This window comes from Polaromonas sp. A23, assembly GCF_002001015.1.
GTDB lineage: Bacteria > Pseudomonadota > Gammaproteobacteria > Burkholderiales > Burkholderiaceae_C > Polaromonas.
In genome coordinates, this window is sequence record NZ_MUNO01000041.1 from 100,999 (window position 1) to 115,496 (window position 14,498).

Genomic DNA, 14,498 nt, shown 5'->3' on the forward strand with positions numbered 1-14,498 from the left:
CATCCAAAGGACACCATGATCAAAACCCGCACCCTCGGCCGCAACGGCCCTTCCGTCTCCGCCATCGGCCTCGGCTGCATGGGCATGAGCGACTTCTACAGCAACCGTGACGATGCCGAGTCCATCGCCACCCTTCACCATGCGCTGGACCGCGGCCTGAATTTTCTCGACACCTCGGACATCTATGGCCCGCATACCAATGAGCTGCTCATCGGCAAGGCCATCGCCGGTCGCCGTAAAGACGTGTTCATCGCCACCAAGTTCGGCATCATGCGCGACCCGGTCGACGAAACAGTACGAGGCGTCAATGGTCGGCCTGAATACGTCAAAGCCAGCTGCGACGCCAGCCTCAAGCGCCTGGGCATCGACCAGATTGACCTCTATTACCAGCACCGCGTCGACAAAACCGTGCCCATTGAAGACACCGTGGGCGCCATGGCCGAGCTGGTGAAGGCCGGCAAGGTGCGTTACCTCGGCCTGTCTGAAGCATCGGCTGCCACCGTTGCCCGCGCCTGCAAGGTGCACCCCATCGCTGCATTGCAAAGCGAATATTCGCTGTGGACGCGCGACCCTGAAGTTACCGGTACCCTGGCCGCCTGCCGCGAGCACGGTGTGAGTTTTGTCGCCTATTCGCCGCTGGGCCGCGGCTTTCTCACGGGTGCGTTCAGCAAGCCCGAAGATCTGCCCGCCGACGACTACCGCCGCAAGTTCTCGCCCCGCTTTGCCGAAGAAAATTTCAAGCGCAACCTGGCCCTGGTCGATGCCGTCAAGCAACTGGCCGTGGCCAAAGGCGTCACCGCGTCGCAAGTCGCGCTCGCGTGGGTGCTGGCACAGGGCAACGACATCATTCCCATTCCTGGTACCAAGCGCCGCACCTATCTTGACCAGAACATCGCCGCGCTCGACGTTACGCTGAGCCCGGCCGAACTGGCCCAGCTCGACAAGGCCTTCCCGCCCGACGCTGCAGCCGGCCTGCGCTATCCTGCATCCTTTCTCGGCTCAGTCAACGCTTGAGCCAGTGCAGCCGGGTCGCACACCTCTGCGCAGCTCTCAACCAGGGCGCTGTGTCCGAGCGGCGAGTTTTAAGATTCCTTTTAGACTTCGGGCATCTAATGCGGTCGCCGCAACGGGCTGCGCTGACAGGCGTCAGCCGGGCGGCATCTTCAATCCTTTTTAAGTTCTTAACCATGAAACTTTCCCGCGCCCTTGCCTCTTGCTCCATCCTCGTGTCCGCCCTGTGCGCGTCCGCGTCTTTCGCTGCTCCGGCGGCGCATTGGGACTATCGCGGTAAGCACGGCGCCACCCACTGGGGCGACATCGAGCCGGCGTACGAATCTTGCGCCAAAGGCCAGGTGCAATCACCCATCGACATTCGCAACGCCCAGGCAGCACAGTTGCCCGCGCTGGAGTTTTCATACGGCCGCGTGGCGCCGTCCATCGTGAACAATGGCCACACCATCCAGGTCAATGTGCCAAAAGGCCAGTTCCTGACCATTGCCGGGCAACGCTACGATCTTTTGCAGTTCCATTTCCACACGCCGAGCGAGGAGAAGGTGCAGGGCAAGCCGAGCGCCATGGTGGCGCATTTCGTTCACCGCAGTGAAGAAGGCAAGCTGGCCGTCGTGGCCGCGCTGATCCAGCCGGGCAAAGCCTCCACCGGATTCGACACGGTCCTGTCGCACCTGCCGCGGCAAGCCGGCGAGACGTTGACCGTTGACGGCCTTGAGCTCGACTTGGCGGGCCTGTTGCCCACCGAGCGGCGTTATTGGGACTTTGAGGGCTCTCTGACAACGCCGCCTTGCTCCGAGGGCGTGCACTGGATGGTGCTGACGCAGCCTGTCAAGGTTTCGGCGGGGGCCATTCGCCGTTTTCGCCAGCTTTACCCGGCCAACGCGCGGCCCGTTCAACCCCTGAATGGCCGCGTGGTGCGCATCTCGCAATAGCCCGTTCAGGGCGCTGGGCCGTCACTGGGTTTATTCCCAGGCGGACCCCCGGGTTTGCCCTTTCAAGCCTGTTTGAGGCTTATTGGCGCATAATTCAACTGTTTGGGTGGATTTCCATCCAGACAGGTTAGTGATCGGTCAGTTTCGCGCGCTACGGCGGTACTTCTCAGGTTTGTTGTGCTTTCGGGACCCCATCGCTTTTGTTTTATGTGTTTTTTGAGGAGTCCCCATGGGCAATAAACTTTACGTCGGCAATCTGCCTTACACAGTGCGCGACGAAGATCTGCAACAGTCTTTCGGCCAATACGGTGCTGTCACCAGCGCCAAGGTCATGATGGAACGCGACACCGGTCGCTCCAAAGGCTTCGGCTTTGTGGAAATGGGCAACGATGCCGAAGCTCAAGCAGCTATCGCCGGCATGAACGGCCAATCTCTTGGTGGTCGCAGCATCACCGTGAACGAAGCCCGTCCGATGGAGGCACGTCCTCCACGTAGCGGCGGCTTCGGCGGTGGTGGTGGTGGCGGCGGTTACGGCGGCGGCGACCGTTCCGGCGGTGGCGGTTATGGCGGCGGCGGCGGTGGCCGCGGCGGCTACTAAGCCCTGCAACCCCAGCCAACGGCAGAAATGCCGTAGCAAACCAGCTACCTCAGCCCTGCGCTGAGTAAAGCGTCAAAGGCTTCGAAACTTCGGTTCCGAAGCCTTTTTCTTTGGAGGGGCGGTTCCCCGAAGAATCGCAATGACCGTACGCGCACATCTTCAAACACGAGACTCGGCGATGAATGTCTGGCGCCGCTGCGCTACGGATAGTTCTACGGATCGGGGACAAACTACGTCCCTGCCACATCATTCCCCTGTTTGATTAAAAAGGGACGAAGGCCGATCGTTAGCGATGGCTCTTACTCCTTTGCGAATGTTCACGACGTGGCCATCGCTACGATGAAAGCAAGGGGCAATTTGGACGTTTCGGCGGGTTGGCGAGCAATTTGAGCCGTATTTCAGGCTCATTCACCGTATTAAATGCGGTGAATATGCTTCATAATCCCCGCATGGCCAGACCTCGTGCTCCTCATAACCCACGCTATATCTGGCAGCTACCCAACTGGCCGCAGCTCCAGTTTGACCTTGCTGCCTTGGCCGCGCAATTGGCGCAGGTGCATCGGGCGCAAGGCGAACTCATGGGGCGTATGGCCGAGTTGGGTTTGGCGGAGCGCGAGCAAGCCACCCTGCAGGTGTTGACCCAGGAGGTCATCAAAACCAGCGAGATTGAAGGCGAGCGGCTCAGCCTGGACGCCGTGCGTTCGTCCATCGCCCGCAGGCTGGGCCTGGATATCGGCGCCTTGGCTCCGAGCGACCGGCATGTAGACGGCGTGGTGGATGTGGTGCTGGACGCCACACGCAACTTTGACCAGCCGTTGACCAGTGAACGCCTGTTTGGCTGGCATGCAGCCTTGTTCCCCACCGGCTACAGCGGCAGGGTGCGCATTACCGTGGCCGCATGGCGCAACGACGCCAGTGGCCCCATGCAGGTGGTGTCCGGCCCAGTGGGCCGCGAGCGCGTGCATTTTCAGGCGCCACCGGCCAACATCTTGCCAGCACAAACCGAAGCCTTCCTGAGGTGGTTCAACGCAGCCCCGGTGGGGGACGCACTCATCAAGGCCGGGCTGGCTCATCTGTGGCTGGTCACGTTGCACCCGTTTGACGACGGCAACGGCCGCGTCAGCCGCGCCGCGGGCGACATGGCACTCGCCCGCGCCGAAGGCACCAGCCGGCGCTTTTACAGCTTTAGCGCCCAGATACAGCGAGAGCGCAAAGACTATTACGACCAGCTGGAGGCCACGCAAAAAGGCCCGCTGGACGTCACGCCCTGGCTCAGCTGGTTTCTGGGCTGCCTGCTGCGCGCCGTGCAGGGCGCAGACGCCACGCTGGCCGGTGTGCTGGACAAGGCCCAGTTCTGGCAACGCTGGGCAGGCACGCCCATGAACGAGCGCCAAACCAAAGTACTGAATCGTGTGTTGGACGGCTTTGAAGGCAAGCTCACCAACGCCAAGTGGGCCGCCATTGGCAAATGTTCCGCCGACACAGCGCTGCGCGATATCAACGACCTGCTGGCGCGCGGCGTGCTGCGCAGGCTGAAGGGTGGGGGGCGCAGCACGGGGTATGAGTTGTGCGTCAAGTAGACGCTGCTTGTTAGCGTCCAGCGCCAATACCCGACTGCAAACGCAAGCCGCGCAAACGCACGTGCGCAGCGTCTTCCATGTCCACCGGTAACTGCTGCTTGGCTTGCAAGTAGTGATTGGTAAACACATCCAGGTAAGCCTCCAGCGTTTGCGCAGCAAGCGTTTCACCGGCCAGCTCCAGGCACAGGGCCGCTACTTCAGACGTGCAAAAGTGTTCGTCGCGCTGCGAGCGGCGCAGCTTATAGCGGGAGAGCTGCTCGCTCTGCAGACTCAGCACAGGCAAGTGATTCAGGTAAGGGCTCTTGCGAAACATCTTTCGTGCCTCAGGCCAGGTGGCGTCGAGCAACACAAACAACGGGCGCTTGTTTACCGCGCCCGCTGCAACATCGGCAGGCAACACATCCGTCACCACCCGCTCCGCCGCCACAAACTCCCCGGGAAACACCAGGTACGGCTGCCACTGCGGGTCAGCCAGCAGGGCAAGCAAGGCAGGGTCTACCTCTGTGCGCGCCCACCCAAACGCAAACGTGTCTGCCACTACATCAGCAATCAGCCAGCCCGTGTTGCTGGGTTTCAGTGGTTCGATGTCCGCCATGACCAGGCACACGCCCGCACGCGTGGGCACCACGGGGCGCAAGGCGCACATGCAGTGGCTGGGGATCAGCCGGCAACCGGCGCAGCGCACATTGCGCGGGCCGCCGCGGGCCAGAAAGGGCTTGGAGGCGCGCGCCAGGCGCGCGGTGCGCAGAAGAGAAACGGCGTGGGTCATGGGCGAAGTGCCGTCAGCCGCATCAAACCTTCTCAAGCTGCTGTTTCGCATGGGCTGCGCCCGTCCCGTTCGGTGCCAGCTCCAGGTAATTGCGAAACGCCTTCTTCGCCTTGTCGCCATCGCCCGCGCGGGCATGGGCGTCGCCCAGGTTCAGGTAGGCAATCGCGCGTGACGGGTCCATCTTCACGGTGTTCTCAAACCAGCGCGCCGCTTCCTTGAACTTGTCTTGCTTGAAATAAACAAAACCCAGGTTGTTGGCGGCCAGCGCAAAGTCGGGGCGCAGCTTCAGTGCTTCGGTGAACTGGGCCTCGGCCTCGGCATAAAGCTTTTCCTTGTAGAGCTGCAGGCCGCGGTCATTGGCGCGCTGGGCCAGTTGCCGTGCCGAGCTGGGCACCGCCAGCGGCGTGGTGATCTTCTGTTCGCCTCCCTGCAGGTCTTTCACCACCACCGTTGCCGTGGGTGGCGCGGCCACCGGTGCATCGCTGCCGGCTGTGGGCGCGGCAGCAGGCGGGCGCGTGGCGTCCAGCTTGCTGTTCAGCGCAATCGCGTCGCCAGACAGCTGGCTTGTCTGCACGCTCAAAAACTCGGCCTCTACCGGCAGCGCAAACACAAAGTCGCCGCCTTCCGAGCCCGGCAGGCTGCCAAAGGCCGGCGTCTGCCGCGAAACGGACGCCACAGCCGGCGCCACATACGCGGCCAGCTCGGTGGCGGTGATCAAGCCGTCACCGTTCAAATCGGCCTTGCCGCCCATGGCCTGCAGCAGCGTCCAGGTAAAAACCGAGTGCCCGTTCGGCCCGCCGTCGGCCACCAGCTGGTCGGCGCCGCCGGCCGTCAGCATCTGCCGGCCCAGGCGTTTGGCGTTGTCACGCAGAAAGTTGCCAGAGCCCGCGCCGCGCGTCAGGCCCAGCCCGCTGTAGCAGGCGTCCATCACAAACAGCACATGCTTGGCCGTCAGGCTTTCAGCAATGTTCTGCAGCTCCGTCATCGGCACCGCGTCGGTGGCAATCTTGTTCGGGTCTGAATCTGCCGGAATGATGTAGCCCAAATCGCGGCCCGAGCTCAGCTGCCGTGTGGCGCCGTGCCCGGCAAAAAACACAAACAAGCGGTCGTTCTTCTTCATGCCGCTGTGCGCCAGCTTGTCATGAAAGGCGGCCAATATGCCGGTGCGCGTGGCCTCGCGGTTCTCCAGAGAGATCACGTGGTCGGTGGCAAAGCCAAAGCGCTGGATCAACGTTTCACGAATGGCACGCGCATCACGCACCGCGTACTGCAGCTTGGGCCAGCTGGCGTAGCCGTCAATGCCAATCACAATGGCCCATGAATCGCTGTAGCCCGGGTTGGCCGCCTGCGGGGCGGGCGCCACGCCCGCGCCCTTGGCCACGGTAAAGCCGGTTCCGTCCCAGCTGGCAAACTGGTAGCCGTCGGCCACCAGGCGCTCCAGAATGGCCGGCAGCGCCTTCACTGTGCGCTCATGAATGTCATGAAACAGCACAATGCCGCGGCCTTCCTTTTCAACAGACTTCAGCACCCGCTCCACGATGGAGCTGGGCACGGGGTCGGCCCAGTCCAGCGAGTCAATGTTCCACATGACAGAGCGCAGGTGCGCGGCTGACAGCACGTCCAGCCCTTCGTCATTGCGCGCGCCATACGGAAAGCGAAAAAGCGGCGAGCGCCGCGCATCCACCGCTTTCAGCAACTCGTCGGTGCCCAGCATTTCAGATTTGAGCCCCGCGCCATTGAGCTTGGAAAGCTGCGCATGCGTCATGCTGTGGTTGGCCAGCGTGTGGCCCGCCTCCATCAGCTTGCGGCTGATGTCTGCGCGCGGCCCCAGCTTGGTTTTGCCGTCGGCCGCTACCGTGCCCAGGTTGCTGCCCACCTGAAAGAAGATGCCCGGCACGCTGTACTGCTTCAGAATGGCCGCAATCTCGTTGGTGTAGGTGCCGTGCGGGCCGTCGTCAAACGTCAGCACGATGGTCTTGGGCGGCAGGCTGTAGCCAAACACCTCGCCGTCTTCCTCGTTCTTGCCTTTGCGCGTGGGGGGCTTGGGCAGCGCGTAAGGCATCACCACGCCAAAGTCTTTCAAAATCTGCTCACGCGTGTAGCGCTTCTTCAGGCTGGCTACATAGTCTTCCCAGCGCTCACGCTTCAGCTCAATCGCGCGCGGCTCAAAGCGGCCAAACACCAGGCGAATTTCCTTCTCGTAATTACGCTCAATCTCCACCAGCGCATCCAGGTCTTCGCCAATGCGCTTGTGCAGCTTGATGGCCGGTAATGACGAATCAGCCGCCACACTGGTTTGCAGGCTACGCAGCAGCTCCCTAAAAGCCAACCGGTCAGCATCAAAAAGGCTACGGTCGCTTTCCACATAGTCCAGCAGGCCGGCAATCGCATCAAAGCGCTGCGGGTTGCCAGAAGCCACCAGCGCCGCCAGTTGCGCTTCAATCTCGGCCGCGCGCGCACGGTTGTCATGAAAAAGCCCCTGCCCCACCTGGTTGGCCATGGCCCGCTCGCCTGCACCCAGCTTTTTCTCATCAGCAAACAGCACAATGATTTTTCGGTAGCTGGCCAGCAGGTCTTGCATGCCCGTCAGGATTTTGCTGGTGTCGGGTGGCGTGGCGGCCAGAACATTAGGAACCGGTGGTGCGTTTTTCTTGCTGTTGCGTGCGTCAACAGAAATGACGATGGCGGTGGCCACCACCAGCAACAGGGCTCCTCCGGCAACAGCGAAGGCGATCTTTGTTTTTTTGTTCATGAGTTGCTTTTTTATTCAGCCCTGGGCCGGGCTTTTGCCGAATCTACCATTCGGCGTGTTGGAGCTAGCCGTAGCCGTGGGGCTGATCGAAGAGAACTTTGATGCTGGCGACTGAAAAAAGGCAGCGGTTATCCTGGGTAGCTTAAGTATCAAGTTGATGCTGATGGAGTTGACCTGCGAGGTGCATCAATTGATACACAAGTGAATCGGATGGAGACACGAGAGGCTCAGTACGATGACAATAGGGAAACGCAACTCGGGAACACACTACTTCTTCTAGATGCCGGAAGCTGTGCTTACTTAAATGGCCGCCAGCCCCACCAATGCTGAACGGCCGACTTGATAGCCATGCCCTGAGAGTAGGTCAAACTCATTCTCAGTAACGCGGCGAAGCGTCGTAGGGAAGTCTGCGGGTTGCAAGCCATTAATAAGCTCGCTGGAACTAGCCGGGCTACCTATATATACGTATGCGCCGTTGTCTCTATCTTTCTGAAGATAGTGCATAAACGCCCTAACTCTAAGCGCTCTTGCCTGCTCAGACATGATGTCGTTGACTCGCTTAAGCCTCCACGGATTTAGTGCATTTCGATCAAATCCCACGGTGAGCGGCGCTCCCGCATCTGACACCAATATGAAAATGTTCGAATGCTTAGAAAGGCACTTACCCTGATCAAAAAAGGGCTCAAGGCCAAGATTGTCGTAAACCCCTCCATCGTAAATATGCAACCTCTTAAAGCCAAGTTGAACCACTTCGGCAGCTTCAACAGGTGCTCCCCAACTAGTACGTTTCTTCCACAAAAACTTGTTTGTATTTAGAGACAACGGCCCAAATGCGCCGGGAAATGCTGCAGATACTGCGAGAGCAGAAGCCAATGGAAAGTTACCCGGCGTAGCGTAGCCAAGGGAATAGTCTCCAATACTTTCTCGTTTGAAACGGAAACGTTTTCCGTTCTCTGCGGTAGTGCCATTGATAGACCATTCTGGTGTTTCCGGGAGGTCTGCGAGAGCACTCTTTACATCCCACTCTTCACGGAGTGCCGCTGCGAGGAGATTTGCTCGCGATAGTATGAAGCGCCAGTTCCATGGCAGAAGCAGCTGGCGTGCCGCACCGTACTGCAAGCTGAGCGCACAGAGCTTGTGCCTAAGGGTCGGATAGATGGATGTTTGAAATTCCTCAGAATCTGGCCATCGCATTCCAGCCTCTTGCAAAATCAATCCAACTAGCAAACTGCCACCTGAGACAGTGGATATACGACTCACATCTCCCAACAGCCTTTTCTCTGCCAGGTATCGAAGAAGGCCTAGATGAAAAATCATCGCCCGCACCCCCCCGCCCGACAGAACAAGCGCAAGCTGAGAAGATGAGTTTTCTTTGGTCAACTGTTGGATCTCGCGGCGAAACAGTCAACGTGTCTGCAGTGTGTATTCAGTTTCAGCGGTGATACTTCCGATGTAGTTCGAAAATTTGGATTGACCGTATTGCTCTAGCTCCGGCCACTTGAAGCTTTCATTGGAAACGTAGAAGTGAACTTTCTTGCCGTCCGAATCCATTGTGATATCTCCCGCGCTGTTTTGCGTAATGGTCTGGTATCCGGTGTAGTAATGCAGATGCCTTGAAGGCGCCTCTCCAATTACTATTACTTGAGGGTCTAGCTTCTCAAGCCATGAATTGGGAATTTTTCCGGAGGTTCTCCCATGATGCGAGGCAAACACAATAGTTGTTTTTTTCAGCTCAATACTGCCAACTATTTTTTCCATGAAATCTGTTTCTAAATCACCAAGCCATAGAAAACTTGTATTACCTATTTGGTATCTAATCACTGCGGAAGTATTGTTAAAGCTTTCCCCCGCATCGCAGGACGCCAAGGCTTTTTTAAAGTGCTCGTTCGAGAGGTCAGGCCAAAGAATTGAAATGCCGGACATGCCACGTTCATCGTCACCAATATTCATCCATTTTCGCTTTGAACCTTTTTCGATGTAAAACGCCCTATCGCTGTCACGAAGTTTGCAATATCGATTAAATGAGTCTGAGTCAGAATCTTTAATCGCTTGATTCTTGACAACGTAAAAATTGACAATGGGGATTGCATCATCTAACAGCTCTATGCCTCCAAAATGATCATCGTCAGGATGAGTACAGATAAACCGTGAGATCTTTTTATTCGCCTTTGCGGTTTTGAGTTCTTGAATTATTCGATCTGCGTTTTCGTTGCTCAAGTCGCAATCAATAATAGAAAAATTATCATTGTCATGTTTCAGATAGAACATATCGCCCAGTCCCACAGAAAAACTTTTTATCACTGACATGGTGCCTCCATTTGGCATTTTTTCTAAAATTTCATGCGACTAACTCTTGATGAGCGAGAGTTTTCTAATGAGATTTCATCTCACGTTCAAGTGCTTCGATATCTCACCCAAGGTACTCTGTATCAATAGTGAAATCCCCATTGGCGGACACAGTAATTTCTATGTGCCCGTCTCTTCGTGTAGTAAGCACGTGTCGGCGCTTCATCGTGGTTCTAACCAATACCCCGTCAGGGAAATTTTCGACAACGCGGGCTCTATAGGTCCCAGCCATTTTTTGAGTCTCATGCTGTATGGCTTTATCGGACATGATGATTGCTCGCGGTTGGCAGTATTTAAACAATTCTTCGCTGTATCCATTCTCCCGTCCGTGATGTGAGGCAACGAGAACGTCCACACCTTGCAATGCCGCCCGAAAATCGTCGCGGGTCAGTAGAGCCAACCATCCTGCAGCTTCAAGATCTCCCGGGAAAAGGATCTTGAAACCCTGATACTCAAAAAATATGACAAGGCTAAGGTTGTTTGTGTCCTGGAACGCAGGGTAAGAGTTAAAGAAGGAGGTAAAAGTGATCCTTCCCATATGAGTGTCAAAAGGCTCCGGAATAGGGCTGTTGTAGGTCTCATGAATACTGAGAAATCGCTCAATGTCCGGGCCCAGCGAACCACTCTGTAGCTTGATAGCTCGAAGAATGGCGGGCGTTGGATGCGGGTTACGCGTCAGAGAAGCCACATGAATGCCCATTTCCCATAGGCTGTTTAGATCGCTCATGTGATCTAAATCTGCATTGGTAATGAAGAGGTAGTCGAGCTGAGTACGCCTGAGAACGTATCGAATATGTGTGCTTGGTCGCCAATCTTGAGCGTGCCCAGAATCAATCATGGCCAACCGACCCAGAACGCCGTTCTCGCGGTGAGATAACAGTGCGCACGCGCCATGTTCGACGTCGCAAATTCGAAGAATCATTTCCCCAGCCATCCCGCGCCCCTGATTACTAAATTAGTTTGTCGAATCACGCCCGCAAGCATTCTGAACTCAAACGGACAAAAAGTTACGTCTAAATACCCTCTCCTCTATTTAGGGGGGATTGATCAGGCGACCAGCTGGAACGACGTATTCGGCTAGCTGAGTTTTGCAGTTAAATATTTACAGAACACCCAACGCGGTCCGAGACTTCTCCGCTTTCCCCTTCATCCCTTGTCCTACGCCGCTGCTTTCGCGTCAGGCTTACCTTGGTCCATTTAGGAGACCCAAGATGAGCAAGCAGCAGCAAGATTTCAAAACCTTCATGAAAGAGCGGCAGCAAGTCGCGGCAGCGTATGTCAGTGGCGATTCGGGGCCGTTGGGCCGTGTCGTGGCGCAGGAATCACCGGCCACCTTCATGAGCCCGGGCGGCGGGGTGGTGAAGGGCACGAAGGAAGTGTGGTCGCGTTACCAGCAAGATGCCGGCAGGTTTGAGCCGGGCAGCACGACCGAGCTGGAGGTTCTTGACATGGCGGCGGGCGACACCGTCGCGTACTGGACAGGCATTCAAAAGGCGCAGGCCCGCATGAAGGGTGAGCCAGAGCCCGTGGCGAACAAGCTGCGTGTGACCGAAGTGTTTCGCCGTGAAGGCGACTCGTGGAAGCTGGTGCACCGGCATGCGGATCCACTGACTGAGCCGAAACACTAAGGCCTCCCACGGCTTTCACTGCGTGTAGCTCCTTTCCCTCCTCGGGGGGCGTTGCGCCTGCGGTCTGGCCCTACTTGTTCATCTGGGCGATTCCGGGCTCCATGGTCTTGCTGCCCTTCTTGGCCTGGTTTCTGGATCGGCGGTGCAGAAAGAGCGCGCGGTCGAGCGCAGCCGGCTCGACAAGGAATAAGCGGCGCCCTGCGCGTTGTTGCCGTTGTACTGGTTTGGCGGCTCGTCTCACAGCCGGTGCAGGCGTGCGCTGACACACCGGCATCGCCGCGTGGCTACGGTGAGCTCATGAACTGGTTTCACAAGCTTCCTGGCGCGCAGCGCTCCCCGTATGGCCTGGAGTGCCGGATATTGCGCCAGATCCCGCGTCTGCTGGTGGCGGCCATTGCGCTTCCTGCAATGGTGTCACTGCTGGCGCGGCTGTGGGCTGGAGAGCCTGGCGAGGCGCAGGACCGGCAGCTGCAGGTGTTCGACTTCCTGATGCTGGGCTTGGCCGGCACCGCGCTGTGGCTGATCGCCGCCCTCTGCTTGGTCTGCGTGATCATCTGGGTCATGAAGGGCCCGGCCTACGTGGCCGATGCCTACTACCTGCCGGGCACACGGCGTGCCGGCGCTCCCGGCGCAGGCGCTGAGTCGCCCTGAAGCCCCGGGGGGGCGCTTGCAGCCGTGCCCTTCCGGTTTGCACCCTGACCGAAGCGATGCTGTCGCCGGCAGGTTTGAGCCGGGCAGCACGACCGAGCCGGAGGTTCTTGACATGGCGGCGGGCGACGCCGTCGCCTATTGGACCGGGATTCGAAAGGCGCAGCCCGCCGTGCCAGCTTCCTCTGCCGATTGTTCTGACCGTACGAAGAGGCGCTGACATTCCCGGTGACTTTTTTACTTGGGCCGCCCCCGTGTTCATGGGAGGCGGCGTTGATCAACTCGGCCTACATTTTCTAATGTGTGCTTTGTGGATTGGTAAAAAGGGACTTGCAATGAAACATCTGTCTTGTGTGGCTGCGCAAATTGGCGAGGGCGCAGCCAAGGTGCTGCAGAAAACTCTCAAGTCCCTGTTTCTTTTCGTCGCAGCGATTGGAATCACCGGAACGGTGGCAGCGCAGCCAGCGCCTGTTGGACAGGAGGTGCGTCCGCGAATCGTCTGGGAAGTGAAAAACAGATTCCCTTTGTTCAGATCCGAGAGTGCATTGCCGGAAATTCTGAAATTGTCAGCTGGTAAACCTATGCTTGAATGGGCAACCCAAACCCTTGCGTCCAGGCCGGATCTGCTGGAGCCTCTCACTTCTGACTATGTTTATTCACACAAAGGGGGGTGCAAAGGCAAGTCGGGTAAGCAGGAGTTCAAGACGCTCTGGAATCCGTGCACAGAAACATACGACCCAGAGCTGTTCAAGCTGCCAACGAGCCACGACATCTACGTACAGATAAAGCCCGCGCCGCCGGGAAAATGCGTGTTCAAACTCGGTAGCCTTCCGGGTGTTTCGGCAGATTGCGGTGTCCGTGTGGTCATTAGAGTGCCGCGCACGACAGAACCACAGGCACTGGTGGTCGAAGGTATTCCGGGTGTGCCTTCGCTTACGGAAAACATTCAGGTCCGTGACATTCTTCTTTTTGCTTTTGGTGACTCGTTTGCTTCCGGCGAATCCAATCCGGATGTGCCAGCCATTCACACAAATCACCCCACAAATGCCCCAACCGGAGAGGCCTTGTCAGGCGTTACCTGGCTGAATTCTCCTCATGAGCTGAAAAGAAAACCCAATTGGCAAGACAGAAGATGCCACCGGTCGGTGCTCTCGTGGCCGATTCTTGCCGCGGCCAAGCTTGCTGCAGATGACCCGCACATGGTGGTCAGGGTTGCGTCGTGGGCGTGCACGGGGGCAGAAATTTCGGACGGTTTTTATTCCGCGCAACTTAAGAGCGGTGCAGACTCGTTGGGGGTGCCCGTTCAGCGTTCCCAGTTTGTGGCAGCACGAGAAGCCCTTTGCGAAAAGAAACCCGGTGGCAGCGGGAACAGCATCGACACGGTCGAGCATATAAAGGGGACGAAGAGCGGGATGAAAGGCGCAGCTGTGGGATGCCTCAAGGCAGACCGGACGCGTGAGATTGACGGCGTGCTTTTCACGTTTGGCGGAAATGACGTGTTCTTTGGCCCCGTGATCTTCGACGCCGTTGGCATCGTGGGAACACATATTCCTTTTGTAGATTGGGCGATCAAGCCGAAGCGTAAAAAAATGGTTAGAACACCATTGCAGGCCAGAGCCCGCATCGACGGAATAGCCGAAGTTCCTTTTTACGACAAGCTGCAGACCCGTTACACAGCACTTAACGCAGGGTTTGCTGCGCTGGGCGTGCCGCCAGAGAAGGTCTATCAAATCCAGTACCCCAACCCGATGCAGGACCAGAACGGAACCTTATGTGCCAAATCGAAGTTTGATGGCATGGATACCCTGGAGAAGGTCCAGAGAAAAGCCAACCTGACGAAATGGGAGTCCGAGAACGCCCAGACAAACATGATCGTGCCGCTGCAAGATGCCATCCAACCAAGCCGCAACAAATGGAATGTGGTTGACGGGCATGTTGAAGCCATGAAAAAGCACGGCCTGTGCGCGTACGACAAGAACAAGGAGCTTGAGCTGGCGATGCCCAAACTGTCCTCAGGCAACTGGGTACGGAACTTCAAGCCTTCTGAATACAACCACTACGCGCCCACCGCGCGATGGTTTCGCACACCCGATGATGTTGTGATGGGCGTGTATTCAGGATCGTCATTCCTGCCTGTCTCCGGGGCATTTCATCCCTCGGCACAGGCACACTCCGCCATAGCCGACAAGGTGGTGGAGCATCTCAAGAAGCGCTTTACGAGTCCTTGATTGGCT

General features: G+C 57.7%; 12 protein-coding genes. 7 read left to right on the plus strand and 5 right to left on the minus strand.

Going from position 1 to position 14,498, the window contains the following annotated elements; genetic code table 11:
- Positions 1 to 15: 15 nt before the first annotated feature.
- The 4 genes from B0B52_RS18830 to B0B52_RS18845 all read left to right on the plus strand — a co-directional run bounded on the left by B0B52_RS18830 (position 16) and on the right by B0B52_RS18845 (position 4,121).
- Positions 16 to 1,014, plus strand: a complete 999-nt coding sequence (locus B0B52_RS18830; RefSeq protein WP_217349816.1) for an aldo/keto reductase — start codon at positions 16 to 18, stop codon at positions 1,012 to 1,014.
- Between the two features lie 173 nt (positions 1,015 to 1,187).
- The gene (locus B0B52_RS18835; protein WP_077595203.1) at positions 1,188 to 1,943 is read left to right on the plus strand and encodes a carbonic anhydrase; all 756 of its coding nucleotides are present in this window, start codon (positions 1,188 to 1,190) and stop codon (positions 1,941 to 1,943) included.
- 229 nt (positions 1,944 to 2,172) lie between these two features.
- Positions 2,173 to 2,541 (plus strand): RNA-binding protein, encoded by a 369-nt coding sequence (locus tag B0B52_RS18840; protein ID WP_077595204.1) that lies wholly within the window; start codon positions 2,173 to 2,175, stop codon positions 2,539 to 2,541.
- Between the two features lie 449 nt (positions 2,542 to 2,990).
- Positions 2,991 to 4,121, plus strand: a complete 1,131-nt coding sequence (locus B0B52_RS18845) for a Fic family protein (protein ID WP_077595205.1) — start codon at positions 2,991 to 2,993, stop codon at positions 4,119 to 4,121.
- A gap of 10 nt (positions 4,122 to 4,131) precedes the next feature.
- On the opposite strand, the gene B0B52_RS18850 is transcribed toward B0B52_RS18845, so the two are convergent.
- The 5 genes from B0B52_RS18850 to B0B52_RS18870 all read right to left on the minus strand — a co-directional run bounded on the left by B0B52_RS18850 (position 4,132) and on the right by B0B52_RS18870 (position 10,910).
- Entirely contained in the window at positions 4,132 to 4,890 is a 759-nt protein-coding gene (locus tag B0B52_RS18850; protein WP_077595206.1) for a tRNA-uridine aminocarboxypropyltransferase, read from the minus strand.
- A gap of 22 nt (positions 4,891 to 4,912) precedes the next feature.
- Positions 4,913 to 7,642, minus strand: a complete 2,730-nt coding sequence (locus tag B0B52_RS18855; protein WP_077595207.1) for a polysaccharide deacetylase family protein — start codon at positions 7,640 to 7,642, stop codon at positions 4,913 to 4,915.
- A gap of 300 nt (positions 7,643 to 7,942) precedes the next feature.
- On the minus strand, positions 7,943 to 9,022 hold the full coding sequence (locus tag B0B52_RS18860) for a patatin-like phospholipase family protein (RefSeq protein ID WP_217349817.1): 1,080 nt from the start codon (positions 9,020 to 9,022) through the stop codon (positions 7,943 to 7,945).
- A 24-nt stretch (positions 9,023 to 9,046) separates the two neighbouring features.
- Positions 9,047 to 9,949 carry a ComEC/Rec2 family competence protein gene (locus B0B52_RS18865; protein WP_077595208.1) on the minus strand — a complete coding sequence of 301 codons (903 nt, stop codon included), beginning with the start codon at positions 9,947 to 9,949 and terminating at the stop codon, positions 9,047 to 9,049.
- A 103-nt stretch (positions 9,950 to 10,052) separates the two neighbouring features.
- Positions 10,053 to 10,910: a ComEC/Rec2 family competence protein gene (locus tag B0B52_RS18870; protein WP_254425771.1), complete on the minus strand. Its 858-nt coding sequence runs from the start codon at positions 10,908 to 10,910 to the stop codon at positions 10,053 to 10,055.
- 289 nt (positions 10,911 to 11,199) lie between these two features.
- On the opposite strand from B0B52_RS18870, the gene B0B52_RS18875 reads away from it, so the two are divergent.
- The 3 genes from B0B52_RS18875 (at position 11,200) to B0B52_RS18890 (ending at position 14,492) form a co-directional block, all read left to right on the plus strand.
- The gene (locus B0B52_RS18875; RefSeq protein WP_139352011.1) at positions 11,200 to 11,616 is read left to right on the plus strand and encodes a DUF4440 domain-containing protein; all 417 of its coding nucleotides are present in this window, start codon (positions 11,200 to 11,202) and stop codon (positions 11,614 to 11,616) included.
- A 297-nt stretch (positions 11,617 to 11,913) separates the two neighbouring features.
- Positions 11,914 to 12,267 carry a hypothetical protein gene (locus B0B52_RS18885; RefSeq protein WP_077595211.1) on the plus strand — a complete coding sequence of 118 codons (354 nt, stop codon included), beginning with the start codon at positions 11,914 to 11,916 and terminating at the stop codon, positions 12,265 to 12,267.
- A 332-nt stretch (positions 12,268 to 12,599) separates the two neighbouring features.
- Complete coding sequence (locus B0B52_RS18890; RefSeq protein ID WP_139352012.1) at positions 12,600 to 14,492, plus strand: hypothetical protein; 1,893 nt, start codon at positions 12,600 to 12,602, stop codon at positions 14,490 to 14,492.
- Positions 14,493 to 14,498 lie beyond the last annotated feature (6 nt).